Here is a 26,986-nt window from a genome sequence, read left to right as displayed (position 1 = left end):
GGAACAATTCCGATGCGGGGCGCTGTTGCACCCACCGACCTTCTTCTTCGAGTCAGGAGCCATCCGTGAGTGTGTTGTTCGAGCCTTTGACCCTGCGCGGCGTCACCATCCCGAACCGCGTCTGGATGGCACCGATGTGCCAGTACTCCGCTGACGTCATCGGCGACCAGGTCGGAGTGCCCAACGAGTGGCATCGCACGCATCTGGTGAGCCGTGCAATCGGCGGCACCGGCCTGATTCTCACCGAGGCGACGGCCGTCAATCCCGAAGGCCGCATATCGGCAGCTGATCTGGGGATCTGGAACGACACGCAGGCGCAAGCCTTCGCCGAGATCAACGCGCAACTCGCGTACTTCGGCGCAGTGCCCGGAATTCAGCTGGCCCACGCCGGACGCAAAGCGTCGACGCAGGTTCCGTGGCGCGGCGGCAAGAGTCTGCCCGCCGACGACCGACTCTCGTGGCAGACGGTTGCCCCGAGCGCGGTTCCGTTCGGTCACCTTGCCGATCCGGTCGAGCTCACCACGGAAGGCATCGAGAAGGTCGTCGCGGACTTCGCAGCGGCGGCTACCCGCGCATTGAAGGCCGAATTCAAGGTCGTGGAAATTCACGCGGCCCACGGATACCTGATCCATCAGTTCCTCTCCCCCGAGAGCAACAAGCGAACGGACCGCTACGGAGGCAGCTTCGAGAACCGCATCCGATTGCTCCTCGAAATCCTGAGCGCAGTCCGCGAGGTGTGGCCGGCCGAGCTACCGCTCTTCGTCCGGGTCTCGGCGACCGATTGGCTCACGGAAGAACGTGGGCTCGACGTCGACAGCTGGACCGCGGATCAGACCGTTGCCCTCGCCAACATCCTCTCCGACTACGGCGTCGATCTCGTCGACGTGTCCACCGGCGGTAATTCACCGGCGGCCAAGATTCCGGTGGAGCCGGGATACCAGGTTCCGTTCGCCCGTCGCCTGCAGAACGAGAGCCTGCTACCGGCCGCCGCCGTCGGCCTCATCACCGAACCCGAACAGGCCGAGAAGATCGTCGAAGACGGAAGCGCAGTGGCGGTGCTCCTCGGCCGCGAACTGTTGCGTGATCCCTACTGGGCGCGCCGGGCGGCCCGTGAACTGAACGCCGAGGTAGGACCGCATATCCCGTCGCAGTACGCCCGCGCCTTCTAGCCCGAAAATCGGCTCCCGCGCACAACTTTGATAGCGTAAGCGTCTTACTTGCCGGTAGTCCGGAGCCCTGTGGGCTCCGGACACTGCCGCGGGCCAGAGCCGTGCGACGGGGGTCGCAACGAGCCACAGGGCACGCGGACGCTCGATTTCCCGACCGGCTCATCGGCGAGTGGGCAACGAAAAGATGCGTGCATCAGGTACGTGCCCCGCTCGGTTCGATGATTGCGCTGGGGAGCGCATGTCATGACTACACCAGAGAACTCGATCAGCGCTCTCGAAGTGGCCGAATCACCCGATGTCTGCGTCACCGACAATGCGTCCGTCAAGCGCGCTGTCAAGGCAACGATGCTCGGAAATGCCATGGAGTGGTTCGATTTCGGCGTTTACGCATATCTAGCTACCACTATAGGAAAAGTGTTCTTCCCGGACGCGAGCGGCAGCGCTCAACTCCTCTCTACCTTTGCAATTTTTGCGGCAGCCTTCATCGTCCGCCCACTCGGCGGATTGTTCTTCGGTCCACTCGGTGACCGCATCGGACGCAAGAAAGTCCTGGCCACCACCATCATTCTGATGGCGGGCAGCACCTTCGCCATCGGCCTCATCCCGAGCTACGAATCCATCGGTATCGCCGCCCCGATCCTGCTGGTACTCCTACGCCTACTGCAGGGCTTTTCCACCGGCGGCGAATACGGCGGAGCCAGTACGTTCGTCGCCGAATACGCACCGGACAAGCGCCGCGGTTTCTTCGCCAGCTTCCTCGAATTCGGGACTCTGGCAGGATATGTGGCGGCAGCGGGCATCGTGACGATCATCCAGACCGTCGTCAGTGCCGAGGACCTACTCCAGTGGGGCTGGCGCATCCCCTTCCTCATTGCCGGACCTCTGGGTCTCATCGGCCTGTACCTCCGTCTGCGTTTGGAGGAAACCCCCGCATTCCAGATGATGGAGCAGGCCGAAGAGCGCTCCCTCGCAGATGAATCCACAGGCAAGAAACTACGCGAAACTCTCGTCGACAACTGGCGTCCGCTTGTTCTGTGCATCGTCCTGGTGGCCACGTACAACATCGCTCACTACGGACTGCTCAGCTACATGCCGACGTATCTGACCAACACGTTGGGTTACGACGAATCCCACGGACTCGTTCTGATGATCATCGTCATGATCGTGATGATGATGGGAATCAGCTACGTCGGAAAGTTCTCGGACCGCGTCGGGCGTAAACCCTTGCTGCTCAGCGGTTTCATCGGATTCTTCGTCCTGTCCCTGCCTGCCTACCTTCTGATCGGCGTCGGCAACTACGTGACGGTCTTCCTGGGACTCGCAATTCTCGGCGGCTTGCTCCTGCTGTTCGTCGGCGTGTTCCCGTCCGTGCTTCCCGCACTGTTTCCGACCGGAATCAGGTACGGCGGCTTGGCAATCGGATACAACCTCGCGGTCTCCATCTTCGGCGGGACCACTCCCCTGGTGCTCACCGCCCTCGAAAGTGCAACGGGCAGCAACTTGGTCGCACCGATGTACATGATGATCGCCGCCGTGATCGGCGGTATCGCAGTCCTGATGATCCCCGAGACCGCACGCAAGCCACTCGACGGCTCTCCGCCCTCCGTCGCCACCGACGAGGAAGCACGTCGGATCATCCGCAAGGTTCGTCGAAAGAGAATGAAGGCCGATAACCTCGAGGTATGAGCACGCCTCGAATCGTCGTCGTCGGCAGTATCAACATGGATCTGACCACGTCAGTGTCCAGATTCCCAGCTCCGGGAGAAACGCTGCTCGGCACTGCCTTTGCCACCGCGGCGGGAGGCAAAGGCAGCAACCAGGCCATCGCCGCCGCGAAGGCCGGTGGGGACGTGTCGTTCGTCGGCGCGGTCGGCGACGACGGTTTCGGCACCCAATTGCGCGAGACCCTGCAAGACGCCGGGGTCGACACCGCGTTGCTTCGTAGTGTCGACGGCCCGAGCGGCGTTGCCGCCATCACCGTGAGCGAGGACGCGGAGAACAACATCATCGTCGTCCCGGGCGCCAATTCCTCGGTCACCTCGTTGTCCGAAGTAGACCTCGACGCGATCGCACACGCCGACGTTCTCCTGTGCCAACTCGAAATACCCCTCGACACGGTCACCACAGCGGCCCGGCACGCGCGTGCCAACGGAACAACTGTCATCCTCAATCCTTCACCGGTACAAGACCTTCCGGGCGCCCTGATCGAGTCTGTCGACATCCTGATCGTCAACCAGACCGAGTCGGAGCAGTTGGCCGCGGTCACCGGTCGCGTCCGATACCTCGTCACGACGCTCGGGGCCGGCGGCGCGGATCTCCGGTCGGGCGAGGAGACAATCCACGCCGACTCCCCGGCCGTGACACCCGTGGATACAACTGGCGCAGGCGATGCTTTCACCGGCGCCTTCGCCGTGGAGTGGGTGCAGGGCCAGGACCGCGCCCTGCAGTTCGCTGCCACGGCGGGAAGTCTGGCGACGACGGTCCGCGGCGCGTCGGTGTCGTCACCCACTCGCGCTGCGATCGAAAAAGTCCTGAACCGACAGCTTGACTCTGACACCGTGTGAGGTCGTAAACCTGTAGGTATCGGGTTTGTGAGAGAGAAACGGGGCGAGCAAGGATGTTGAGCATCGGAGACTTCGCGAGAGCAGGTCGTGTGTCGGTGCGCATGCTCCGCCACTACGACGCCATCGGTCTGCTCAGACCCGCGAGGGTCGACGCATCCACCGGGTATCGCTCGTACACCGCGGGCCAGTTGGCGCTGCTCAACCGCATCGTCGCTCTCAAGGAGTTGGGCCTGACTCTGGCCCAGGTCCAGCAAGTGGTGGAGTCAGCGGTCACCGTCGACGAGATCCGCGGGATGCTCACGCTTCGCCGAGCAGAACTCGAAACCCGAATCCAGGAAGACACCGCGCGGCTGGCGCATGTACAGGCGCGCCTACGGATCATCGAAAGTGAGGGACAGATGTCCGCATACGAGGTTGTGATCAAGTCAGTTCCGGCGCTGCGGGTCGCGGAGTTGACCGGTACCGCCAAGACGATGGATCCGTCGTCGATCGGCCCGGTGGTTCGCGGGTTGTACGAGCGCCTTTGTACCGGTTTGGATCGTGCCGGTATCGCCGCGATCGGACCCGCTGTCGCTTACTACGAGGATGCCGGTGACGACGAGAACGTCGTCGTCCATGCGGCGCTACCGGTAGACGCGAATCCCGATGGCGACTACGAGTTCGCTGTGGTGGACCTGCGGGCCGAAGAGCACGTGGCCTCGCTGCTGCACAAGGGTTCGATGGACAACTGCCTGCCCGCTTATCAGGCGTTGGCCCAATGGATCGACGCAGCGGGATACCGCAATGCCGGCCCCAGCCGTGAGGTGACGCTGGCGTGCCCGGAGGATGTCGACGGCTGGGTCACCGAACTGCAGGAACCTGTTGCCAAGGCCTGAAGCCCGCACGTGTCGGCAGGGTCGTGCACCATGGGGTCCATGACCACCGCCACTGCCCCAGCCATGCGCGACGAAGCCGAGCGGCTGCTCCGCGAACTCGCGGGGCCGGATGCCCGCCTACGCGAGGACCAGTGGACGGCCATCGAGGCGCTGGTGGTGCAGCGCAAACGCGCGCTCGTCGTACAGCGGACCGGCTGGGGCAAATCTGCGGTCTACTTCATCTCGGCGAAGCTGCTCCGGGCAACGGGCCACGGCCCCACCGTCATCGTCTCTCCGTTGTTGGCCCTGATGCGAAACCAGGTCAGTTCTGCCGAACGTGCCGGAGTGCGCGCCGCAACCATCAATTCGGGCAACGTCACCGAATGGGACGACATCCATGCCCGCGTCGCAGCCAATGATCTCGACGTCCTTCTGGTCAGCCCCGAGCGCCTGAACAACCCTGACTTCCGCGATCAGGTACTCCCGGCCCTGGCAGCTGATGCCGGCCTGGTCGTAGTCGACGAGGCTCACTGCGTTTCCGACTGGGGCCACGACTTCCGTCCCGACTACCGCCGCATCAGGACCTTGATCGCCGAACTCGGCGAGGGCATTCCCGTCCTCGCAACCACGGCGACGGCCAACAACCGCGTCGTCGAGGACGTGTCCGCCCAACTCGGCGTCGGCGGTGAGGAAACCCTCGTCCTTCGCGGCGGGCTCGAACGCGAATCGCTTCACCTCTCTGTAGTCCACATTCCGGAGGCGACGGCGCGCGCTGCCTGGCTTGCCGACATGCTCGAGACGCTGCCGGGTTCGGGCATCATCTACACGCTGACGGTTTCGGCCGCGCGCGACCTCGCAAGCCTGCTCTCCGAGCGCGGCCATACCGTCGCCGCCTACACGGGCCAGACCGATCCCACTGAACGTGAATCTCTCGAGCAGGACTTGTTGGGTAATCGCGTCAAGGCTCTGGTGGCCACCTCGGCACTCGGGATGGGCTTCGACAAGCCTGATCTCGGGTTCGTCGTCCACCTCGGCGCACCGTCGTCGCCGATCTCGTACTACCAGCAGGTGGGCCGCGCCGGTCGTTCCACCGACAGGGCAGACGTGATCCTCCTGCCTGGCGCCGAGGACAAGCAGATCTGGAGTTACTTCGCCTCGGTCGCCTTCCCCCGCGAGCACCTGGTCCGCAGCGTCATCGAACACCTCGACACCGAAAAGGCCACGTCGACACCGGCACTCGAACCTCTGGTGGAGCTCAATCGCACGCGTCTCGAGATGGTCCTCAAAGTCCTCGACGTCGACGGCGCGGTCAAACGCGTCAAGGGCGGGTGGATCAGCACCGGCGAACCCTGGGTGTACGACGCCGAGCGCTACGGCCGACTCGACGACGCTCGCCAGGCCGAGCAGGCCGCAATGGTCGAGTACCAGAGCATCACGACGTGTCGAATGACCTTCCTGCGTGAACAACTCGACGATCCTGGTCTGACCTCGGAGAACTCACAGTGCGGTCGCTGTGACAACTGCACAGGCAATCGCTACGACACCACTGTCGACACCGCTGCCCTCGACGAGACTCGGGCGCGCTTGCAGCGCCCCGGATTCGACCTGGAGCCGCGCAAGATGTGGCCGACCGGCCTGAGCAAGCTGGGCGTCAAGCTGTCCGGGAAGATCACCGAGGGGCCCGAAACTGGGCGCATTCTCGGACGGATGTCGGACCTGGGCTGGGGTCAACGTCTCCGCGCGCTTTTCGACGGTCCCGACGCCGAGGTACCCGATGCGGTGGTCAGCGCGTGTATCAGCGTTCTGGCGGCCTGGAATTGGGCCGAGCGCCCCACCGGTGTCATGGCCCTCGAATCCACGACGCATCCGTTGCTGGTGTCGAGCCTGGCTGCCAAGCTGGCCGAGGTCGGGCGATTGACCGACCTGGGCACCCTTCGCTTGCGCCCCGACCACCCTCCGGTGTCGGCAGCGAACTCCGCCTATCGCGTGTCCGGACTGGTCGATGTTTGGGAAGTCCCGGACATGAGCATCCACCAGGGACCGATACTTCTTGTCGACGCAATCGCCGATACCGGTTGGACTTTCACGATGGCCGCACGCGCACTTCGACAGGCTGGTGCTCACTCTGTACTTCCGTTGGCGCTCGCAAGCCCGAAATAGCGAGTTTTTGCCCGAAATAGTCGCTCCGACAACGGCAAAAGTTACATAATGTGAGCACCATCACATTCATGTCCTCACCTGGGGCGCAACGGGTTCCACACGGCCCGAAACGGACATCTGCATGACTTCGACAGCAATGATTGTTACGTTCAGATGACCGATGAAGCCTGTTGATACGAGAGCTATCCCGACCACCGCGCCGGACGCGGTGTTGTTCAGAAGCCCACAGATCGATGACGGAGTCCGGCTCTGGGAGATCGCACGTGATTCGAAGGTGCTCGACCTCAATTCGAGTTATGCATACCTGTTGTGGTGCAGGGATTTCAGCGCGACGTCCATCGTCGCGGAGGTAGACGGCCGCGTAGTCGGATTCGTTTCCGGTTATACCCGTCCCAGCGCTCAGGAAACCCTGTTCGTGTGGCAAGTTGCGGTCGACGAAGACCAGCGCGGCAAGGCAATTGCTGCCCGCATGCTGTCCGACTTGATGGATCGCACTGCCCCACTGGGTGTTACACATCTGGAGACCACGATCAGCCCCGACAACGAGGCTTCGATCGCACTCTTCACCGCGCTCGCACGTCGGCGCGAAGTACCGATAACCAGGCAGACCTTGTTCTCGCCCAACGATTTTCCCGATGGACACGAAGCCGAAGATCTTTACACGATCGGCGCCTAGCGCACTTCGCGCTCGGCATACAGCATGCCCCGGAGGAACAAAGAAGATATGAATATCAACGAAGCAAGCATTTTCGAAACCCTCGAGTCCGAGGTTCGCAGCTACTGCCGTGACTGGCCCGCAGTGTTCACCAGCGCATCCGGATCCTGGATTCGTGACGAGAACGGACGCGACTACCTCGATTTCTTCGCCGGCGCCGGCGCACTCAACTACGGTCACAACAACCCGGTGCTCAAGTCCGCACTGGTCGACTACATCATGAACGACGGCATCACGCACGGCCTCGACATGTCCACTGTCGCCAAACGCGAATTCCTCGAGACCTTTCAGCGCAACATCCTCGAGCCACGCGGACTGGACTACAAGGTCCAGTTCCCCGGCCCGACCGGCTCGAACACCGTCGAGGCTGCATTGAAGCTGGCTCGCAAGGTCACCGGACGTTCGGCAGTCATCAACTTCACCAACGCATTTCACGGAATGACACTTGGTGCACTCTCCGTGACCGGTAACTCGATGAAGCGCGCGGGCGCCGGTGTCCCCCTCGTGCACACGACACCGATGCCCTTCGACAACTACTTCGACGGCGTCACCGAGGACTTCCAGTGGTTCTCCCGCGTTCTCGATGATTCCGGCAGTGGAATCAACCGCCCCGCGGCAGTGATCGTCGAAACCGTGCAGGGTGAAGGTGGCGTCAATGTCGCTCGCCCCGAATGGCTTCGGGCGCTGGCAACACTGTGCTCGGATCGCGGAATCCTGTTGATCGTCGACGACGTCCAGATGGGTTGCGGCCGTACCGGCCCGTTCTTCTCCTTCGAAGAGGCCGGAATCGTTCCCGACATCGTCACGTTGTCCAAGTCGATCAGCGGCTACGGAATGCCGATGGCGCTCACGCTGTTCAAGCGTGAACTCGACGTCTGGGGACCGGGCGAGCACAACGGCACATTCCGCGGCAACAACCCGGCGTTCGTCACCTCCAAGGTGGCACTCGACCACTACTGGTCCGACGACGCCCTCACCAAGACGACGCTGAAGAAGGGCGCACGCATCAGCGAATGCTTCGCCAACCTCTCCGATCAGTTCCCCGGCGAGGTCTCGCACCGCGGGCGTGGCTTGGTTCAGGGCCTCGTCTTCGAACAGCCCGAGCGCGCCGGCAAGGTCTGCCAGTTGGCATTCGACGAGGGATTGCTCGCCGAGACCTCCGGACCCTCCGACCAGGTTGTGAAACTGCTTCCCGCACTGACGATTACCGACGACGAGCTCGAGCACGGCCTCTCCATCCTGGCCGAGGCGACACTCAAGGTCTGCAGCTAGAGGAAGGACTCTCCCATGATCGTTCGCACCACCACCGAGATCACCGACACCGACCGCGACATCACGAGTGAGGACGGAAACTGGCGCAGCAAGCGCATCGTCCTCGGCGGCGACCGCGTCGGGTTCTCGTTCCACGAGACCACCATCAAGGCGGGTTCGGTCAACGAGTTCCATTACGCCAACCACGTCGAGGCTGTCTGGCTCGTCGAGGGCACCGGCAAGCTGATCGACCTCGACAACAACAAGGAATACGATCTCGCACCGGGGTCGATGTACCTGCTCAACGGCCACGAGCGTCACCGCGTCGAGCCGGACACGCAGATGCGCATGCTGTGCGTGTTCAATCCGCCGGTCACCGGGCGTGAGGTGCACGACGAGAACGGTGTCTACCCACTGGTGGAGGTCCCCGCGTAGCGTCTAGTCATGGCGACTGACACCTCTCCACGCGTAGCGATCGGCCCCGTCCCCGATGCACTGCTCGACAGCGCGGTGCTTCGGGGCGGTGGTCTGATCAGTCCGATCGACACTGCGGACGCCCTGATCTGGGCGGGCTCACCCGAGACCTTTCCGTCGGAGTTACCGGCGTCGGTCAGGTGGGTGCAGCTTCCGTCGGCGGGAATCGAGGATTGGTTCGACTCCGGTGTGATTCCGAAGAACACAGAAATCACGTGGACCTCGGCGGCCGGTGCGTTTTCGGCGTCGGTGGCCGAGCATGCACTCATGCTTCTCTTGGCCGGAGTTCGCCACTTGCCTGCACACATCGAGGCTCGAACGTGGCGTCAGTTCGAGTTCTTTCCCAAGATCGGCACCCTTCGTGGCTCGACGGTTGCGATCATCGGCGCAGGCGGTATCGGCCGCGCGCTGATTCCGATGCTGGCCGCGCAGGGGGCGGACAGCATCGCAGTCAATCGTTCCGGTAGCCCGGTCCCCGGGGCGATCTCGACGTACCCCGCATCCAGGATGGATGAAATCTATTCTCGCGCAGATCACTTCGTGATTGCTGCGCCCGCCACCCCGGCCACCCGCCACCTCGTGGGCCGTGCGCAGTTGGCGGCGATGCAACCCCATTCCTGGGTGATCAATGTCGCGCGCGGATCACTGGTCGACACCGACGCACTGGTCGAGGCCATCGAGTCGGAACAGATCGGCGGCGCCGGTCTCGACGTCACCGATCCCGAACCCCTCCCGGACGGTCACCCACTGTGGGATCTGACGAATGCGATCATCACACCCCACGATTCCAATCCGCCAGGCGTTCGCCCCGCCGCGTTCGCGGATCACGTCTCCAAGAACGTGACCCGCTTCGCGAAGGGTGAGGCGCTGGCTGCCCTCGTGGACCCAGTAGCCGGATACTGAGCACGCCGCCGAAGCTCGAATGCTCGGACGACGGTTGCCACAAATTACTGTGGCGACTGCGTCTCCGGAAAGAAAAGCGCCCGCGCCCGGCGAGCGACCTCTTCGGCAGGTACATCCTCGACCTTCGTGCATACTGCCCACCTGTGGCCGAACGGATCGAGAAACACTCCATGCCGGTCGCCCGAAAATGTATCGGCCACAGCCGTGACCAGCGTGCCTCCCTCGGCGACTGCCCGAGCGACAAACTCGTCCGTGTCCTCGGTGTAGACGACGATCGACGAATGCACCCAGCCGTCCTGCGGTGATTTGAGACCGAAGTCCGGCATCTCCTGCGAAAGCTGCAGCATCGAATCGCCGATCCGGATCTCCGCATGCATGAGGGAGCCGTCAGGTGCGTTCATCGCATCGACTATCTCAGCTCCAAGTGCTCGTTTGTAGTAGTCGAGTGCGGCATGGCCGTCCGGCACCGCAAGGTAGGGAGTGATCGTGCGGTAACCAGCAGGGATTGGGTTCACTGTGTTCATGTATACGAGTATTGGCGATCGCACACGTGTTCTATTGAACATTTCGGACTTCCTCCGCGCCTCCGTCTCGCACACGCGCCTATCCTGGAACGGTGCCTACCGACAACAGCCGCCTCGACGCCCTCCCCGAGCTCCTGGCCGGCCGTCGCCTGGCAGTTCTGACAGGCGCCGGCATCTCCACCGACTCCGGAATCCCGGACTACCGCGGCCCTGATTCGCCACCGCGCAATCCGATGACGTTCCAGCAGTTCATCGGCGATCCGGCGTTTCGGCGGCACTACTGGGCTCGCAACCACATCGGCTGGCGATACATGGACAGCTCCCGCCCCAACCAGGGCCACCGGGCCGTCGCGGCGCTGGAACGAACAGGGCGAGCCGTCGGCGTGATCACCCAGAACGTCGACCTCCTGCACACCAAGGCCGGCGCGCGAAACGTCATCGACCTCCACGGCACCTACGCGCAGGTTCGATGCCTGAGCTGCCAGCGGCTGATCTCCCGCACCACTCTCGCGGAGAGGCTGGAAGAAGCCAATCCCGGATTCGCCGAAACAGTCGCTGCTGCAACAGGAGTCGAAATCGCACCCGACGCAGATGCCGTGATCGAATCCACCGCACACTTTCGCGTCGTGGATTGCGCCGTGTGCGGTGGCTTACTCAAACCGGACATCGTCTACTTCGGCGAATCCGTCCCCAAGGAACGCGTCGCCCGTGCATACAGCCTTGTCGACCAATCCGACGCACTGTTGGTAGCCGGGTCGTCGTTGACCGTGATGTCCGGCCTACGTTTCGTCCGGCATGCCGCCAAGACCGGGAAGCCGATCGCCATCGTCAATCGAGGCACGACTCGCGGCGACGAATTCGCCGACCTCAAGCTCGAAGTCGGTTGCGCTGAAGCACTTTCCGCCCTCGTTGAGCACGAAAGCTACAGCGCCACCAAGTCGTCCGCGTGAACGACAGGACGCTGCATGTCGGCCGGCAGATCGGTGGTGGAGCGCCCCAGGATCTCCTCGATCTCCGCAGCGTCGAACGCAACGACACCCCGGGCGACGGGCTTCTCCCCCGGCCCCATCAGGGACACGACGTCGCCGGCGTGGAAGTCACCGGATACACCGACGATGCCAGCGGACAGAAGGCTTCGACGCTTGGACACGACCGCGCGGACGGCGCCTTCGTCGAGGTGGAGGTCACCCGATGTGTCAGCGGCGTGACGAACCCAGAATCGGCGGGCCGACAATCGCGTCGGCCGGGGCGCAAATGCCGTTCCGACATCGGCACCACTGAGTGCCTGCGCAGCGTCCGATGCGGCCGCGAGCAGAACCGGCACGCCGGAATCAGCGGCCAGGCGTGCTGCTGAGAGCTTCGACGCCATGCCTCCGGTACCGAGGGCGCCACCCGAACCGGCAACCACACCGTCGAGATCCTCGGGACTGTTGACCTCGGGAATCAGTGTGGCATCGCCCTTTCGGGGATCCCCGTCGTACAGTCCGTCCACATCCGACAACAGGATCAACGCGTCGGCGCCGACCAGATGAGCAACCAGTGCAGCCAGCCGATCGTTGTCACCGAATCGAAGTTCGGTGGTGGCAACGGTGTCGTTCTCGTTCACGATCGCCACCGCGTGCAATGCCCGTAGACGATCGAGTGTCCGTTGGGCGTTGCGGTGCTGCGTCCGTCGAGCGATGTCGTCAGCCGTGAGTAGAACCTGCCCGACGGTACGCCCGTAACGGGCGAACGACGTACCCCAGGCGTGAGCCAGAGCCAACTGACCGACGCTGGCCGCAGCCTGCTTGGTCGCGAGATCCCGCGGCCGCTTGGTCAGTCCCAGCGGCGCCAGTCCGGCGCCGACGGCACCGGACGAGACGACGACGACATCGGAACCCGCACGCATGCGAGCCTCGATGGCATCGGCCAACAGATCGAGTCGGTGAGTATCGAGTCCCGCCACCAGACTGGTGAGCGCAGACGACCCGATCTTCACGACGATACTGTGAGCCGACGCTATCGACTCCCTGGTGGACCCGAGCACAGTCCCGTTCCCTCTCTTCGGTTTTCGTCCTGAAATCGCGTGGGTCAGGCGTCTTCGTCGAGCAAGCCGCGGCGGACACGACGCGCGTGCTTGCGCTCGTCCGCGCCGATGCGCTCCACCTGATCGAGACGCGGGTCGGTTCCACGGCCCGTGCGGGTCAGATCGATACCGGCCGGCGTCATCGGCTCCCACTCGAAGCTGACGTCACCGATGGTGACGGAAGCTCCTGGCTGAGCGCCCTTCTTGACCAATGCGTCCTCGACGCCCAATCGAGCAAGACGGTCGGCGAGGTAACCAACGGCCTCGTCGTTGTCGAAGGCGGTCTGACGAATCCACCGCTCCGGGCGGGTGCCTCGGACGACGAACCCACCGGGAATATCGGGATCCTTCTCGATGGTGAAGCTGGAATCCTTGACCTTGACCGGGCGAATGACCTGGCGCTTCGGCTCGGGCTTCGGATGAGCTTCGCGGTAGTCGCGGACCATCTTCGCCAGCGCGAATGTCAACGGTCGCAATCCTTCTCGGCTCACCGCCGAGATGGTGAAGACCGGCCATCCGCGAGCTTCGATCTCAGGCGTGACCATTTCGGCCAATTCGGCGGCCTCGGGAACGTCGGTCTTGTTGAGGATGACGACGCGCGGGCGCTTGTCGAGGTCACCGAGTCCCGAATCGCCGGAGAGCGCAGGCGTGTACGCAGCCAGCTCTGCTTCCAAGGCGTCGATGTCGGAGATCGGGTCACGTCCCGGATCGAGGGTGGCGCAGTCGATCACGTGCGCCAATACGGCGCAGCGTTCGATGTGGCGCAGGAAGTCCAGGCCCAAACCGCGGCCTTCGCTGGCACCGGGGATCAGCCCGGGCACGTCGGCGACGGTGAAGGTGGTGTCGCCGCTCGAGACGACGCCGAGGTTGGGGACCAGAGTGGTGAAGGGGTAGTCGGCGATCTTCGGCTTGGCCGCAGAGAGAACGGACACAAGCGAAGACTTACCGGCGGAGGGGAATCCGAGCAGACCGACGTCGGCTACCGACTTGAGTTCGAGAACCAGGTCACGCTCGACACCGTCCTCACCGAGGAGTGCGAAACCGGGAGCTTTGCGGGCTTTCGAGGCGAGTGCAGCGTTGCCGAGTCCGCCGCGGCCGCCCTGAGCGGCGTCGAAGCGTGAACCGACTCCCACGAGGTCGGCAAGCACGTTGCCGTCGGTATCGAGAACCACAGTTCCATCCGGAACCTTGAGGATGAGGTCTTCACCGTTTGCACCCTCGCGGTTGCTGCCGGCGCCCTGCTTGCCGTTGGTCGCCTTCGCGTTGGGATGGAAGTGAAAGTCGAGGAGGGTGTGGATATTCTCGTCGACCACGAGGATGACGTCGCCACCGCGACCTCCGTTGGCACCGTCCGGACCGCCGAGCGGTTTGAACTTCTCGCGGTGTACGGAGGCGCAACCATTGCCGCCTTTTCCAGCGCTGACGTGCAGCACAACACGGTCAATGAATCGGGACATGACTGCCGGATCCTTCCTCAGTCAATTGCGGGTCTCACGCGATGAGCTGAACTTCTGGTGAGCAGGGTTGCTCGGGGCAAAACGGGTACTGCTTAAACAAACGATAGGGGCGGACCGGGTTATTTCAACCCTGGTCCGCCCCTATCGGGAGCTTGGAACGCGTCACTCTCTTACCGAAAGCAGAACCGGCTTACCGAAGTAGAACCGATGACGCACAACTAGCGAGAAAGACTAGACCTCAGCCGCAACAACGGCCGGAACGATGTTCACGGTCTTGCGTCCACGCTTCTGGCCGAACTCGACTGCGCCGGCAGCGAGAGCGAACAGGGTGTCGTCGCCGCCACGGCCGACGTTGACGCCGGGGTGGAAGTGCGTGCCGCGCTGGCGAACCAGGATTTCGCCTGCGCTGACCGACTGGCCGCCGAAGCGCTTCACGCCGAGGCGCTGGGCGTTTGAATCGCGACCGTTACGGGAGCTGGATGCACCCTTCTTATGTGCCATGCTATTGACCCTCCTCGGGTGAAATTAGCTAGAAAGAACTGGTTACTTGATGCCCGTGACCTTGAGCACCGTGATCGGCTGCCTGTGGCCCTGACGCTTGTGGTAACCGGTCTTGTTCTTGAACTTGTGGATGCGGATCTTCGGGCCCTTGGTGTGCTCGACGATCTCACTGGTGACTGCGACCTTGGCCAGCTTGGCCGCGTCGGTGGTCAGGTCAGATCCGTCGACCACGAGAACGGGAGCAAGCGAGACAGCAGTGCCGGGCTCACCCTCGATCTTCTCGACCTTGACGAGGTCACCAACAGCGACCTTGTACTGCTTTCCGCCGGTCTTGACGATCGCGTACGTTGCCATCGGAGGGCTACCCCTTGCTTCTTCGAACTTGCTCGCGCTGCTGCCTGAGGCTTCAAATGCATCGCGACTGGTCTGGTTTATGTCACCTCGGCTCGGCACTGACGTACCGGGACATTCACGCGCACTCTAGGCACACGGAATCTCTACCGCCGGGTGGCGACCCTCCAAGGTTACGGGAAAGCAACCGTCAGGGTCAAACCGCCCCGCCGAGGGGTGGTGCTTACTACTCTGTACTGCTTCTACCAGCTGAAACTTCGGATAGCGGTTGGATGTCCTCGCTCATCGCGAAGTCATCCAACCGACCGAAAGCCAGTAGTTCTTACTCTCCGTCTACCGGAGGACCTGCGGGACGTGCTGCTGCACGCCTGCGACGGGGTCTCTTGACGACGACAACTGCTTCCTCAGCCGGAACTTCGGTGGCCGGAGCCGGAACGTTTTCCGCGACCGCGTCCACCACGGGTTCCGGAGTCGGAATCACGAAGACCGTGCCCACCTCGGGAGCTGCCTCGGCAACAGGTGCCGACGCTGCCCGCGACGCCCGGCGACTACGCCGACGACCGCGCGGAGCTGCTTCGGTCGAAGCTGCGGCCGACTCGTTGTCCACTGCGGATACTTCTTCCGCAGCAGAGTCCACAACAGGAACGTCATGGTGCTCAGCAGCAGCAGGAGTATCGATCGGCCGATCTTGTTGCCGATCGGCACTTTTGGATGCATCGTCCCCCGAAGACACACCGGCGGAATCAGACTCGGTCGAGTCGGCCGCGACGGTCTCGTCGTCGTCGTGGTGATGCGAGGCCATCGCCAATGCCACCGGATGAGCCCGCTTGACCGTCGCGTCGACGGCCGGAACCTCCGGCGCCGGAGCTTCCTGTCCGTTGGACTCGGTCGAAGCCGACTTGTCTCCGCGGCCACGCTTGTTCTTGCGCGAGGTACCGGAATCACTGCGCTGCGAGCCCGAACGCGATCCTCCGTCATCCGAGGACTTCACCTCGACGGGCTCGGAATGGACGATGATGCCGCGGCCGTGGCAGTGCTCACAGGTGGTCGAGAAGGCCTCGACCAATCCGGTGCCCAACTTCTTGCGCGTCATCTGCACGAGCCCGAGTGACGTGACCTCCGACACCTGATGGCGCGTGCGATCGCGACCCAGGCATTCGGTGAGCCGACGCAGGACCAGGTCCCGGTTCGATTCGAGAACCATGTCGATGAAGTCGACGACGATCATTCCGCCGATGTCCCGCAGGCGCATCTGGCGAACGATCTCCTCGGCCGCTTCGAGGTTGTTACGGGTGACGGTCTCTTCGAGGTTTCCGCCGGCTCCGGTGAACTTGCCGGTGTTGACGTCGACGACGGTCATGGCCTCGGTGCGGTCGATCACCAGGGTGCCGCCGGACGGCAGCCACACCTTGCGATCGAGTGCCTTGGCCAACTGCTCGTCGATACGGCGAGCCGCGAAGACGTCGATACCGTTGTTCGGCGTGTACTTCTCGAGCCGCGGAAGCAGGTCGGGCGCAACGGAGTTGATGTAGTTCTCGACCGTCGTGTGCGCCTTCTCGCCCTCGATGACCAGCTTGGAGAAGTCCTCGTTGAACAGATCACGAATGACCTTGACCAGCATGTCAGGCTCTTCGTACAGCGCCTGCGGGTTGCCGGACTTACCGGTGTCCGCAGCCGCAGCCTGCTCCTCGATGCCGGCCCACTGAGCCTGCAGACGAGTCACGTCGCGCGCCAACTCTTCTTCGCTGACGCCCTCGGACGCCGTGCGAATGATCACGCCGGCGTCGGCGGGAACGATGTCGCGCAAGATTTCCTTGAGACGCTTGCGCTCGGTGTCCGGAAGCTTGCGGCTGATACCCGTGGACGTACCACCGGGCACGTAGACGAGGAAACGACCGGCAAGCGAAATCTGTGTGGTCAGTCGAGCACCCTTGTGACCGACCGGATCCTTGCTGACCTGAACGAGCACCTGATCGCCCGGCTTGAGGGCCTGCTCGATCTTGCGCGAGTTGCCACCGAGACCGGCAGCCTCCCAGTTGACCTCACCGGCGTAGAGAACACCGTTGCGGCCACGTCCGATGTCGATGAACGCAGCTTCCATGCTGGGGAGCACGTTCTGGACACGTCCGAGGTACACGTTGCCGACCATCGACGCGGACGCCGAGTTGGTGACGAAGTGCTCGACCAGCACTCCGTCTTCGAGGACTGCTACCTGTGTAGTCGCATGCGGCTGACCGCTGTCTGCCCGATCGCGCACAACCATGACGCGATCGACGGCCTCACGACGCGCGAGGAACTCCGACTCGGTCAGGATCGGTGGGCGACGTCGGCCGGCGTCACGACCGTCGCGGCGACGCTGACGCTTCGCTTCCAGACGTGTCGAACCACTGATGCCCTGGACCTCGTCCTTGACGCGGGTCTTGTTGCGAGGTTCGCGCTCGTGAACGACGGTGTTCGGCGGATCGTCCTCGGACGTCGCAGTCGCGTCGGTGGCGCCGTCGGTGCCGGTCTTGCGACGACGACGACGACGGCGACGGCGGCTCGATCCGTCGGCATCGAGATCGGAATCGTCGGCATTCTCGGAATCCGCATCAGCGGTGGACTCGGACTTATCACCGGATTCTTCGCCGCCAGCGTCGTCGGTTTGCTTCTCGACTGCCGCAGGGGCAGATTCCTGCTCCGATTCGGTAGCGGTATCCGACTCTTCGTCCGAACCCTGCTCGCCACCCTGTTCACCGCGACCACGTCCACGTCCACGGCGTCCACGACGACGGCGACGCGGCTGATCGTCGTCCTCGTCCTCGGACTCGGCGCTCTCGCCCTCGGTTTGCGGTGCGGTCACAGCCGGCTCTTCGACGGCAGGAACTGCAACCGGCGCTGCCTCGGGAACGACGGTTTCGGCTTCCGCGGTTGTCTGCTTCTCTTCGACGACCGCCGGTGCAGCAGGCTCGCGGCGTGCGCGACGGCGACGCGGAGCTACCTCGGCGGCTTCGAGATCCGGCTGCAGGAACAGCGGGACCTGCGGCGCGGCGGGAGCCACCTCGGGCTGATGGGTCTGCGGCGCCTCGAAGGAAGTGAACAGATCGGACTGCTCGGCTTCCTTGCTCTGCAGCGCAGCAGCGGCGTCGAGTCCAGCGCTGATCTCGGCGACAGCCGGATCCACTGCTTCTTCTGCTGCAGGTTCTTCGACGACGACCTTTTTGCGGGTGCGACGAGCCCTGACAGGCTTCTCGGCCGGAGCCTCTGCAACAGGAGCCTCCACGGGAGCTTCTCCAGCAGGCTCCTCGACAACAGGCGCCTCGACAACCGGGTCGATGAGGGTGTCGAGCTCGGCGACGACGGGCTCGATGGCCTCGGCCGCGGAAGCCAACGAGGCGTGAATCCGCTGAGCGACGTCACGGTGGAGACTCGACTGCGCGCTGCGCAATTCGGTACCGAGCGCTGCGGCTTCGGCAAGGACCTGCTTGCTGGTGACGCCGAGCAACTTCGCCAGCGCGTGTACGCGCATCTTGTCGGGAAATTCCGGGGTGGTGCTGGAATCTGATTCGGTTGGGGATTGATCGGCCACGTAAGTCTCCTCAGCCCCCGGGCGCGTCCAACCCAGAAGTCGAGTTGTCACGCGGCCACGCGGGAGCGTGCTGTGTGTACTCGCACTCAGAAGTGAGTACGAGATTGTAAGGTCTCGCTCCGCATGGTCCGCAATGCCCGTTATTCACTGCGAGCACATGAAGTGCCTGGCTGGATGGCCGTTGTCCTGTGCGCGAGCGCCTGATCATCCAGCGTGCAGAGGTCCAGGGATTTCCTGTTGACCTGGAGCAGCGATGAAAGGGCATCGAACCTAGGTGTCATCCGGTTGAACGTGCGTAAAACAAATTGCGGTTCAACTGAAAGCAGTATCCCACACCAACGCGCCTGCAACTGCAAAGGGCGCACCGATGTGGGATACGTGCCGAGAATTCGCTGTGGAGATGTGGGCCGAAGGCCCGTTCATGTGGGCCAGAGGCCCGATCGGAGATTCAGATGGACGACAGCGCGGGGAACCACAGAGCGATTTCACGCTCTGCCGACTCCACGGAGTCGCTGCCGTGAACGAGGTTCTGCTGCGCTTCGAGTCCGAAGTCGCCGCGGATTGTACCCGGAAGAGCCTTGTCGACCGGGTCGGTTCCGCCGGCCAACTGACGGAAAGCAGCGATGGCTCGGGGGCCTTCGAGCACTGCGGCCACCAGCGGACCGGAGGTGATGAACTCCAACAAGCTCGGGTAGAACGGACGCTCGGCGTGTTCTGCGTAGTGGCTACCAGCCACCTCTTCGGAAGCTACGCGGAGGTCGAGTGCTGCAATTGTCAGGCCTTTGCGCTCGATACGGCTGAGGATTTCTCCTACGTATCCACGGGCAACGGCGTCGGGCTTGATCAGTACGAGGGTGCGCTCAGTCACAGCGGACAGCCTAAATGGTCAGTCCCGCTGACCGGGAAGCAGGCCCTTGTCCATCCGGCGATTGATGTCTCTCTGCAGGTAGACGAGGTATCCCCAGACGATCCCGAAGGTGATCGCCACACCGGCGATCGACGGGTGGACGAAGAAACCGAACAGAAGGATCACCTGCAGCGCGACGTTGAACCCCATCGCCCACGGCTTGCCCTGGATGCCCGCACCCAGAATCATCAGTACCGCCAACCCGATGATGAATCCCGCGGAGGCCGCGGTGAGGCCTCCGCCGACGACCGCGACAACCGGCAAAGCCAGCAGCACGACGATCGCCTCGAGGATCAGGGTTCCGGCCATCACTCCGCGGAAGCTTTTCCACGGGTCCTTGGTCGGCGGCCCGAACTCGCCGGCAGTGTCTCCGGGCTCGTGGTCTCCGGACTCGGGATCGGCATCTGACGGGGTACTCACGCGGGGTCCTTTCCGAACAGCGTGCGGGCGGCGCCTGCGGTCACGACGGATCCCGTCACCACCACACCCGCCCCTGATACGGCCTCACCGGGTTCGGCGACCTGCTCGGCGATTTCGATCGCGACTTCCAAGGCGTCGGCAAGCACCGGCGCAACGACGACGCGCTCGTCGCCGAACTTCGCGACGGCGATGTTCGCCAGTTCTTCGACGTCCATCGCCCGGGGTGACCCGTTGTGGGTGACGACGATCTCGTCGAAGACGGATTCGAATGCAGTCAGGATGGCGTCGACGTCCTTGTCCGCCATGACGCTGACCACTCCCACGAGCTTGCGGAAGTCGAACTCGGCGGACAGTGCGGCCGCGAGAGCGCGGGCACCGTCTGGATTGTGGGCGGCGTCGAGAAAGACCGTCGGCGCACTCCGAACACGTTCGAGGCGACCAGGATTGACGATCGAGGCGAACCCGTTGCGGATTGCATCCTGATCCAGTTGTCGATCCGGACCGGCACCGAAGAACGCTTCTACGGCAGCGAGCGCGAGCGCGGCGTTGCGCGCCTGATGCTCACCGTGAAGGGGGAGGAAGATGTCGGTGTACACACCGCTCAAGCCTTGAAGTTCGAGCTGCTGTCCGCCCACCGCGATCTGGCGAGCAAGCACCTTGAACTCCGAGCCTTCACGAGCGACCGCGGCCTCCACCTCGACAGCACGCCGCAGCAATACCTCCATGACTTCGGGAGTCTGCTCGGCGATGATCGCGACGGTGTCCACCGGAACCAGGTCCTCGCGGCCCTTCTTGATGATCCCGGCCTTCTCCTCCGCGATCCCGGCCAGGTCGGTGCCCAGGTACTCGGCGTGATCGAGGCTGATCGGGGTGATCACCGCAACCTGCCCGTCGATCACGTTGGTGGCGTCCCAGCGTCCGCCGAGGCCGACCTCGACCACGGCGACGTCGACCGGCGCCTCCGCGAAGGCCGCATAGGCCATGGCGGTGAGCACTTCGAACTTGCTCATCGCCGGTCCCCCGGCTTCCTCCGACTGTGCGTCGATCATCTGCACGTACGGCTCGATCTCGCGGAACGTGTCCACGTAGAGCCGCGGCGAGATCGGATGACCGTCGATGCTGATCCGCTCGGTCGCGATCTGCAGATGAGGGCTGGTGGTTCGCCCGGTGCGACGATGCAGAGCCGTCATCAACGAATCGATCATGCGCGTCACCGACGTCTTACCGTTGGTTCCCGTGACGTGCACCGACGGATAGTTGTGCTGAGGCGAGCCCAGGACATCCATGAGCGCCTCGATACGAGTCAGTGACGGCTCGATCTTGGTCTCGGGCCAACGCTTGTCGAGTTCTGCTTCCACCAGCGCCAGTTCGGCGATGTCGACCGGAGTCGGAACCGAACTCTGAGCGTCGAATTGGGACGGCTCGTACGAACTCACTTGTCGGCCAACTCCTTCAGACGTCCCGTGATGCGCTCGATCTCTTCGACGGCGATCTGGCGACGTGTCTTGATCTTGTCGACGACGGCATCGGGCGCCTTCGCCAGGAAGGCCTCGTTCGCCAGCTTGTTGTCAGCGGTGACGAGTTCCTTCTGCGCTGCCGCGAGGTCCTTTTCGAGCCGCTTCTTCTCGGCGCCGAGGTCGATGGTGCCCGAGGTGTCGATGTCGACAGTGACGGTGCTCTGGCTCAGGCGCACCTCGACGGAGATCGACGCGGTGAATCCCTCTTCGGGTTCGGTCAGCTTGGCCAGCGCCGCCACGTAGGCGAACTGGCCGTCCATGCCGGCCTCCGAGAGCCCGGACGCACGAGCCGGGACCTTCTGGGAAGGCTTGAGTCCCTGATCGTTTCGGAATCGTCGCACCTCGGTGATCAGCTTCTGCGTGTCTTCGATCCTGGTTGCGGCCTGGGCGTCGACTGCCTCACCGGACAACGTGGGCCATTCGGCGACGACGACGGACTCGCCGCCGGTGAGCACCTTCCACAGGGTTTCGGTCACGAACGGAATGACCGGGTGCAGGAGGCGGAGCAGTGCATCGAGAACGTTGCCGAGCACGGCGCGGGTGTTCGCGGCGACGGCCTCGTCGGCGGCGAACTGCACCTTGGCGAGTTCGAGGTACCAGTCACAGACCTCGTCCCACGCGAAGTGGAACAGGCCTTCGCACGCCTTGCTGAACTCGTAGCGATCGAATGCGGCGTCCGCCTCGGCCTGGACCGTGTCGAGACGGTCGAGGATCCAACGATCGGCGTCGGTCAGTTCGCTTCGAGCGGGCAGCGGCGCGGGAGCAGCGCCGTTCATCAGAGCGAACTTGGTCGCGTTGAACAACTTGGTCGCGAAGTTGCGCGAGGACTGCGCCGAGTCCTCACCGACGGACAGGTCGCTGCCCGGGTTGGCGCCGCGTGCAAGTGTGAATCGCAGGGCGTCGGCGCCGAAACGATCGACCCAGTCGAGTGGGTCGATACCGTTGCCGCGAGACTTCGACATCTTCTTGCCGTACTGATCGCGGACCAGTCCGTGCAGGAACACGTCCTTGAACGGCATCTGCGCGCCGGACTTACCCGGACCGGCGGTGATCGACTCGTCCTCGGACACGTAGGTGCCGAACATCATCATGCGGGCGACCCAGAAGAACAGGATGTCGTAGCCGGTGACGAGAACGCTGGTGGGATAGAACTTTTCGAGTTCGGGCGTATTGTCCGGCCAGCCCATCGTCGAGAAGGGCCACAGTCCGGAGGAGAACCAGGTATCGAGGACGTCGGGATCCTGGACCCAGCCTTCCGGCGCCGTTTCGTCAGGACCGAAGCACGCAACTTCACCCTCGGGGCCGTACCAGACCGGAATGCGGTGACCCCACCAGAGCTGACGGGAAATGCACCAGTCATGCATGTTGTCGACCCAGTCGAACCAGCGTGGCTCCTGGCTCGCCGGGTGAATGACGGTGTCCCCGTTGCGAACCGCGTCACCCGCAGCCTTGGCGAGCGTCTCGACCTTGACCCACCACTGCAACGAGAGACGAGGCTCGATGGCCTCGCCACTGCGCTCGGAGTGCCCGACGCTGTGCAGGTACGGGCGCTTCTCGGCGACGACGCGTCCCTGCTCGGCGAGAGCTTCGCGAACCTTGACGCGAGCCTCGAAGCGGTCCATTCCGTCGAATTCGGTTCCGGTGTCGGCAATCTTGCCGGTCTTGTCCAGGATGGTGGGCATCGGCAGGTTGTGCCGCAGGCCCATCTCGAAGTCGTTGGGATCGTGAGCCGGCGTGATCTTCACAGCGCCGGTTCCGAACTCGGGGTCGACGTAGTCGTCGGCGATGATCGGGATCTGACGCCCGGTGAACGGATGATCGAGAGTGGTGCCGATGAGGTGCTTGTAGCGCTCGTCCTCGGGATGGACCGCTACTGCGGTGTCACCGAGCATTGTCTCGACGCGAGTGGTCGCGACGATGACGTGCGGCTCGTAGTCGTCGAGCGAGCCGTAGCGCAGGGAAACCAGCTCACCCTCGACGTCCTCGAACTTCACCTCGATGTCGGAGATCGCGGTCTGCAGCACCGGCGACCAGTTCACGAGACGCTCGGCGCGGTAGATCAGGCCCTCGTCGAACATGCGTTTGAAGACTGTCTGGACTGCGCGGGAGAGGCCCTCGTCCATCGTGAAACGATCACGACTCCAGTCGACGCCGTCACCGATGCGCCGCATCTGGCCACCGATGGTTCCACCGGATTCGCGCTTCCAGTCCCAGACCTTGTCGATGAACAGCTCGCGGCCGAAATCTTCCTTGGTCTTTCCGTCGGCAGCGAGTTGCTTCTCGACGACGGACTGCGTGGCGATACCGGCGTGGTCCATGCCTGGCAGCCACAGCACCTCGTAGCCCTGCATCCGCTTGCGACGGCTGAGCACGTCCATGAGGGTGTGATCCAGGGCATGGCCCATGTGCAGGCTGCCGGTGACGTTCGGGGGCGGCAGCACGATGGAGTAGCCGGGCTTGTCGCTGGTCGCGTCGGCCTGGAAGTACCCGGCGTCTACCCAGCCTTGATACAGATCGGCCTCTACCGCGCTGGGGTCCCAGCTCTTGGGTAGGGCGTCGGCGGGGGTCTGGGGGTTCTCTGGAGCTGCACTGGTCACCACTTGATCCTAATGACTCCCCCGTCGTGAACGAATTCGCCCGTCGGCCGCCGCAGCGCACACGAACGACTGCCCCGCAGTCCGGGGTCAGCCGAACAAACGATATTCACCGATCCGCTCCGCTGACAGGATCGCTCTGAAGGACGACCGACCAACGACCTGTGGAGCAAATATGTTGAACAACTGGAGTTCTCGCCGTCCCGGCGTTCGAACCTTGGCGGCGGCCGCGACGATCGGAGCGGCGGTTGCCCTCGTGCTTCCGGCGACTGCGTCTGCTGCCCCCGGCATCGAAGAAAGTGTGCAAGGAAGCATCGACAGTGGCAGCGCCACGATCAACGGAAGCGTCGGCGATATCGGGAACGACATCGCAAACGGCATCGCCAGCGGCAGCGTGGGCGACATCGTCGGCGGGATCGCCACTGGGAACCTCAACGACGTCCTCGGCGGCCTGAACGCCGGCTCGACCAGCGCGATGGACATCGTCAACGGCCTGGCCAGTGGCAACGTCAGGGACATTCTCAGTGGCCTGGCCAGCGGCAGCGGCGGCGGCGGATCGTTTGCGCCCACGCAGCGCTGCGACGCCTCGACCGTCTCGGGCGGCGCAGGAATCACCAGCACCAAGCACGAACTCGGCCGCGGTGGCCCGACCTCGTTCGTGCTCGGCTACGAGACCGAAAACGTCCCGGACCTGATCGAGGTGTACTACGAAGGTCGGTTGATCCACAGCACCGGATACATCGGCGACAACATCAACGAGGGAACTGGTTCAGCTGTCGTCAACGTGCCCGCCGGTGGGGCGTCGTCCGTTCTGGTTCGCGTCACGGGCCCTGACCACACCGAGTGGTCGTACACCGTTCGTTGCCCCGGCGCCTGATTCCGGTCCGGATCCACGCGAAGACGCTCGTGCCTCGTTCGGTGTTTCATCCGAACGAGGCACGCGCGGGTTCAGCCCAGAATCTCCGGTAGCGCGACATCTTCGCCGAGAACGTGCTCGGAGAGGAACGCGGTGACCACCTCGTACCAGATCTTGGTGTGCTGCGGCATGAGCACCCAATGATTCTCGTCGGGGAAGTAGAGGAAGCGATGGTCCGTTTTCCCGTCGTCGTCGGCGGGCAGACCTGACTCGGCAAGCAGTTCGTACCAGAGTCGCAAGCCCTCACCGATCGGAACCCGGTAGTCCTTGTCGCCATGGATGACCAGCATCGGAGTCGTGATGTCCGCGACGTACAGATGCGGCGAATTCTCGACGGCCATCTCAGGCGACATCTCGCGCTGCCAGTACCAGGCAGCGTCCGTCGTCGGGCCGAATTGATCGAGTGCCCACAGACTCGCGTGGGTGACGATGGCGTCGAAACGGTTGGTATGTCCGGCAATCCAGTTGGCCATGTAACCACCGAACGAACCACCCATCGCGCCGGTTCGCTTGGGGTCGATCTCGGGCTGGGCGACAGCAGCATCGGTGATCGCCATCAGATCGGTGAAGGGCGCCTTGCCCCACTGACCCCACCCCCGCTGGACGAAGTCCTGGCCGTATCCGGTCGAGAGCGCGGGATCTGGTAGCAGTACTGCATAGCCCTTGGCGACGAGCAGCCACGGATTCCACCGCCAGGACCAGGTGTTCCACGAACCGAGTGGGCCGCCGTGGACCCAGAGAAGCAATGGCACCGGTGCATGCGGCGCGGCGCCCGTCGGCAGCGCCAACCAGCTACGCACCGTCGAACCGTCCTCGGCACGCGCGGTGATCTCGGTCAGTGTTCCCGGCAGCTCCGGCAAAGTGTCGGGCCCACGAAGTGCGGTGATCTCACCTGATCGCAGATCGACCCGCACCACGTGCGGGGGCGCTTCGTACGAGGCTCGCAACGCGTAGATCGACTCACCGTCCGGCGCCACTCGAACGTCGGTGTACGCCGCGTCGTCGGCTGTCAGGCGCACTGGTTGGCCCCACAGGTCGATGGTGAAGATCGGACCGCGGCCGCCGTCGTCAGCGGTGACGACCAGCCCGGATCCGTCGGGTAGCCAGGCAAGTGAGGTAGGCCAGCGATCCCAGCCGTCGGCGACGCCGGTCACGGCACCGGATCCGAAGTCGTAGAGCTGCAGAGTCATTCGTGGTGCGGACTCCGGTGTGGTGAGTGTCTCCCGGATGAACGCGAGCTTGGTTCCGTCCGGCGAGAGCACCGGGTTGTAGACGTCCGCGTCGGCCTCGTCGACAAGCGTGACTCGGTCACCGGTCACCGTATCGATCCGAACCAACGTCGATCGGCGGGCGGCACTCGCATCGCCGACAGTCCACGTGGTCACGACGAAGAGACCGTCGTCGGAAATCGTGGTCGACGTCTCCCGCAGCGCTGTGCCTGCCGTCGGTGTGATGTCCCGCAACTCGACGGATTCCTTCGAATCCGTCTCGGCCACAACCAGATGCGGATGATCGGGGCCCAGGTCGTGGTCCCAGTGGCGCACCGGATAACCGGTGTGCAGCATCGCCGTGACTTTCTTGTCCTTGCGCGCCGATCGCACCTGATCGTCCTGGTCGAGGCTGATCGCCGAAGCCATGACCGACGTCTGGGCCACGAACGTCGGCGCCGCCTTCGCCGCTGATACCGACGAGACACCACCGGGACGCGAGATCAGCAGCTGAGCTTCTCCGCCCGCCGCTGGTAGGCGCCAGAGTGCTGGTTGCGGATCACTCTCGCCCGGCACGGCTCGCGTGGCAGTGAAGAGCACGTCGCCGTCGAACGCGAAGGCAGCACCGGACTCGCTGGTCGAACCCCAGGTCAACCGACGCGCAGGACGCCGGCCTTCCGGGTCGATCTCCCACAACGAGGACACGTATTCGGCGCTCTTGTCGTCGAGAACGGCGCGCGCGCAGATCAGCAGCGAGCCGTCAGGTGACAACACCAGGCCGGACAACCTGGCCAGAGCGATGTAGTCGTCGAGTTCGTCGAACGGTGTGCCTGCGTGGAGCTCGGGAATCTGGGTCACCACTAGTTCG

At 63.7% G+C, this 26,986-nt stretch carries 22 protein-coding genes; 11 read left to right on the top strand and 11 right to left on the bottom strand.

Annotated elements, in window-relative coordinates; genetic code table 11:
- Positions 1-65 precede the first annotated feature (65 nt).
- From QRN54_RS23480 to QRN54_RS23440, 9 genes are all read left to right on the top strand, one after another.
- Complete coding sequence (locus QRN54_RS23480; RefSeq protein WP_070161359.1) at positions 66-1,169, top strand: NADH:flavin oxidoreductase/NADH oxidase; 1,104 nt, start codon at positions 66-68, stop codon at positions 1,167-1,169.
- A gap of 243 nt (positions 1,170-1,412) precedes the next feature.
- On the top strand, positions 1,413-2,855 hold the full coding sequence (locus QRN54_RS23475; protein ID WP_003944479.1) for an MFS transporter: 1,443 nt from the start codon (positions 1,413-1,415) through the stop codon (positions 2,853-2,855).
- On the top strand, positions 2,852-3,733 hold the full coding sequence (locus tag QRN54_RS23470; RefSeq protein ID WP_030536629.1) for a ribokinase: 882 nt from the start codon (positions 2,852-2,854) through the stop codon (positions 3,731-3,733). The genes QRN54_RS23475 and QRN54_RS23470 overlap by 4 nt, the downstream gene beginning before the upstream one ends.
- A 53-nt stretch (positions 3,734-3,786) precedes the next feature.
- Entirely contained in the window at positions 3,787-4,608 is an 822-nt protein-coding gene (locus QRN54_RS23465) for a MerR family transcriptional regulator (protein WP_007731010.1), read from the top strand.
- A 39-nt stretch (positions 4,609-4,647) separates the two neighbouring features.
- On the top strand, positions 4,648-6,747 hold the full coding sequence (locus QRN54_RS23460) for a RecQ family ATP-dependent DNA helicase (RefSeq protein WP_030536630.1): 2,100 nt from the start codon (positions 4,648-4,650) through the stop codon (positions 6,745-6,747).
- Between the two features lie 160 nt (positions 6,748-6,907).
- A complete protein-coding gene (gene ectA / locus QRN54_RS23455; RefSeq protein ID WP_003944572.1) occupies positions 6,908-7,423 on the top strand; it encodes a diaminobutyrate acetyltransferase in 516 nt (171 codons plus the stop codon).
- Positions 7,424-7,471: 48 nt separating this feature from the next.
- Positions 7,472-8,734, top strand: coding sequence for a diaminobutyrate--2-oxoglutarate transaminase (gene ectB, locus QRN54_RS23450; protein ID WP_003944528.1), 1,263 nt, complete (start codon positions 7,472-7,474; stop codon positions 8,732-8,734).
- 15 nt (positions 8,735-8,749) lie between these two features.
- On the top strand, positions 8,750-9,148 hold the full coding sequence (locus tag QRN54_RS23445) for an ectoine synthase (RefSeq protein WP_003944463.1): 399 nt from the start codon (positions 8,750-8,752) through the stop codon (positions 9,146-9,148).
- Between the two features lie 9 nt (positions 9,149-9,157).
- Positions 9,158-10,090 carry a D-isomer specific 2-hydroxyacid dehydrogenase family protein gene (locus tag QRN54_RS23440; protein ID WP_285183144.1) on the top strand — a complete coding sequence of 311 codons (933 nt, stop codon included), beginning with the start codon at positions 9,158-9,160 and terminating at the stop codon, positions 10,088-10,090.
- A gap of 44 nt (positions 10,091-10,134) precedes the next feature.
- Here QRN54_RS23440 and QRN54_RS23435 read toward each other — a convergent pair whose 3' ends face one another.
- Positions 10,135-10,656 carry a VOC family protein gene (locus QRN54_RS23435; protein WP_317829761.1) on the bottom strand — a complete coding sequence of 174 codons (522 nt, stop codon included), beginning with the start codon at positions 10,654-10,656 and terminating at the stop codon, positions 10,135-10,137.
- Between the two features lie 50 nt (positions 10,657-10,706).
- On the opposite strand from QRN54_RS23435, the gene QRN54_RS23430 reads away from it, so the two are divergent.
- The gene (locus tag QRN54_RS23430; RefSeq protein WP_042450219.1) at positions 10,707-11,564 is read left to right on the top strand and encodes an NAD-dependent protein deacetylase; all 858 of its coding nucleotides are present in this window, start codon (positions 10,707-10,709) and stop codon (positions 11,562-11,564) included.
- Here the strand turns inward: QRN54_RS23430 and proB are convergent.
- The 9 genes from proB to QRN54_RS23385 form a co-directional block, all read right to left on the bottom strand.
- Entirely contained in the window at positions 11,537-12,640 is a 1,104-nt protein-coding gene (gene proB, locus QRN54_RS23425; RefSeq protein WP_003944552.1) for a glutamate 5-kinase, read from the bottom strand. The two genes, QRN54_RS23430 and proB, sit on opposite strands and share 28 nt — an antisense overlap.
- 44 nt (positions 12,641-12,684) lie before the next feature.
- Entirely contained in the window at positions 12,685-14,136 is a 1,452-nt protein-coding gene (obgE, locus tag QRN54_RS23420) for a GTPase ObgE (protein ID WP_003944579.1), read from the bottom strand.
- A 231-nt stretch (positions 14,137-14,367) separates the two neighbouring features.
- Positions 14,368-14,637: a 50S ribosomal protein L27 gene (gene rpmA, locus QRN54_RS23415; RefSeq protein ID WP_003944532.1), complete on the bottom strand. Its 270-nt coding sequence runs from the start codon at positions 14,635-14,637 to the stop codon at positions 14,368-14,370.
- Between the two features lie 42 nt (positions 14,638-14,679).
- Entirely contained in the window at positions 14,680-14,991 is a 312-nt protein-coding gene (rplU, locus tag QRN54_RS23410) for a 50S ribosomal protein L21 (protein WP_003944533.1), read from the bottom strand.
- 319 nt (positions 14,992-15,310) lie between these two features.
- A complete protein-coding gene (locus tag QRN54_RS23405; protein WP_285183142.1) occupies positions 15,311-18,556 on the bottom strand; it encodes a translation initiation factor IF-2 N-terminal domain-containing protein in 3,246 nt (1,081 codons plus the stop codon).
- A gap of 448 nt (positions 18,557-19,004) precedes the next feature.
- Entirely contained in the window at positions 19,005-19,424 is a 420-nt protein-coding gene (gene ndk / locus QRN54_RS23400; RefSeq protein ID WP_003944527.1) for a nucleoside-diphosphate kinase, read from the bottom strand.
- 18 nt (positions 19,425-19,442) lie between these two features.
- Complete coding sequence (locus tag QRN54_RS23395; RefSeq protein ID WP_285183141.1) at positions 19,443-19,883, bottom strand: DUF4233 domain-containing protein; 441 nt, start codon at positions 19,881-19,883, stop codon at positions 19,443-19,445.
- On the bottom strand, positions 19,880-21,319 hold the full coding sequence (folC, locus tag QRN54_RS23390; protein WP_285183140.1) for a bifunctional tetrahydrofolate synthase/dihydrofolate synthase: 1,440 nt from the start codon (positions 21,317-21,319) through the stop codon (positions 19,880-19,882). The genes QRN54_RS23395 and folC overlap by 4 nt, the downstream gene beginning before the upstream one ends.
- Positions 21,316-23,997, bottom strand: coding sequence for a valine--tRNA ligase (locus QRN54_RS23385; protein ID WP_285183139.1), 2,682 nt, complete (start codon positions 23,995-23,997; stop codon positions 21,316-21,318). The genes folC and QRN54_RS23385 overlap by 4 nt, the downstream gene beginning before the upstream one ends.
- 172 nt (positions 23,998-24,169) lie before the next feature.
- Here QRN54_RS23385 and QRN54_RS23380 point away from each other — a divergent pair, with 172 nt between their 5' ends.
- On the top strand, positions 24,170-24,871 hold the full coding sequence (locus tag QRN54_RS23380; protein ID WP_007730988.1) for a hypothetical protein: 702 nt from the start codon (positions 24,170-24,172) through the stop codon (positions 24,869-24,871).
- Positions 24,872-24,942: 71 nt separating this feature from the next.
- Here QRN54_RS23380 and QRN54_RS23375 read toward each other — a convergent pair whose 3' ends face one another.
- Complete coding sequence (locus QRN54_RS23375; protein WP_285183138.1) at positions 24,943-26,976, bottom strand: S9 family peptidase; 2,034 nt, start codon at positions 26,974-26,976, stop codon at positions 24,943-24,945.
- Between the last annotated feature and the right edge of the window lie 10 nt (positions 26,977-26,986).

The organism is Rhodococcus sp. MEB032 (genome assembly GCF_030208925.1).
GTDB lineage: Bacteria > Actinomycetota > Actinomycetes > Mycobacteriales > Mycobacteriaceae > Rhodococcus_F > Rhodococcus_F qingshengii.
Note: the sequence above shows the minus strand (reverse complement) of the source record. Positions and strands in the feature narration are given on the sequence as shown.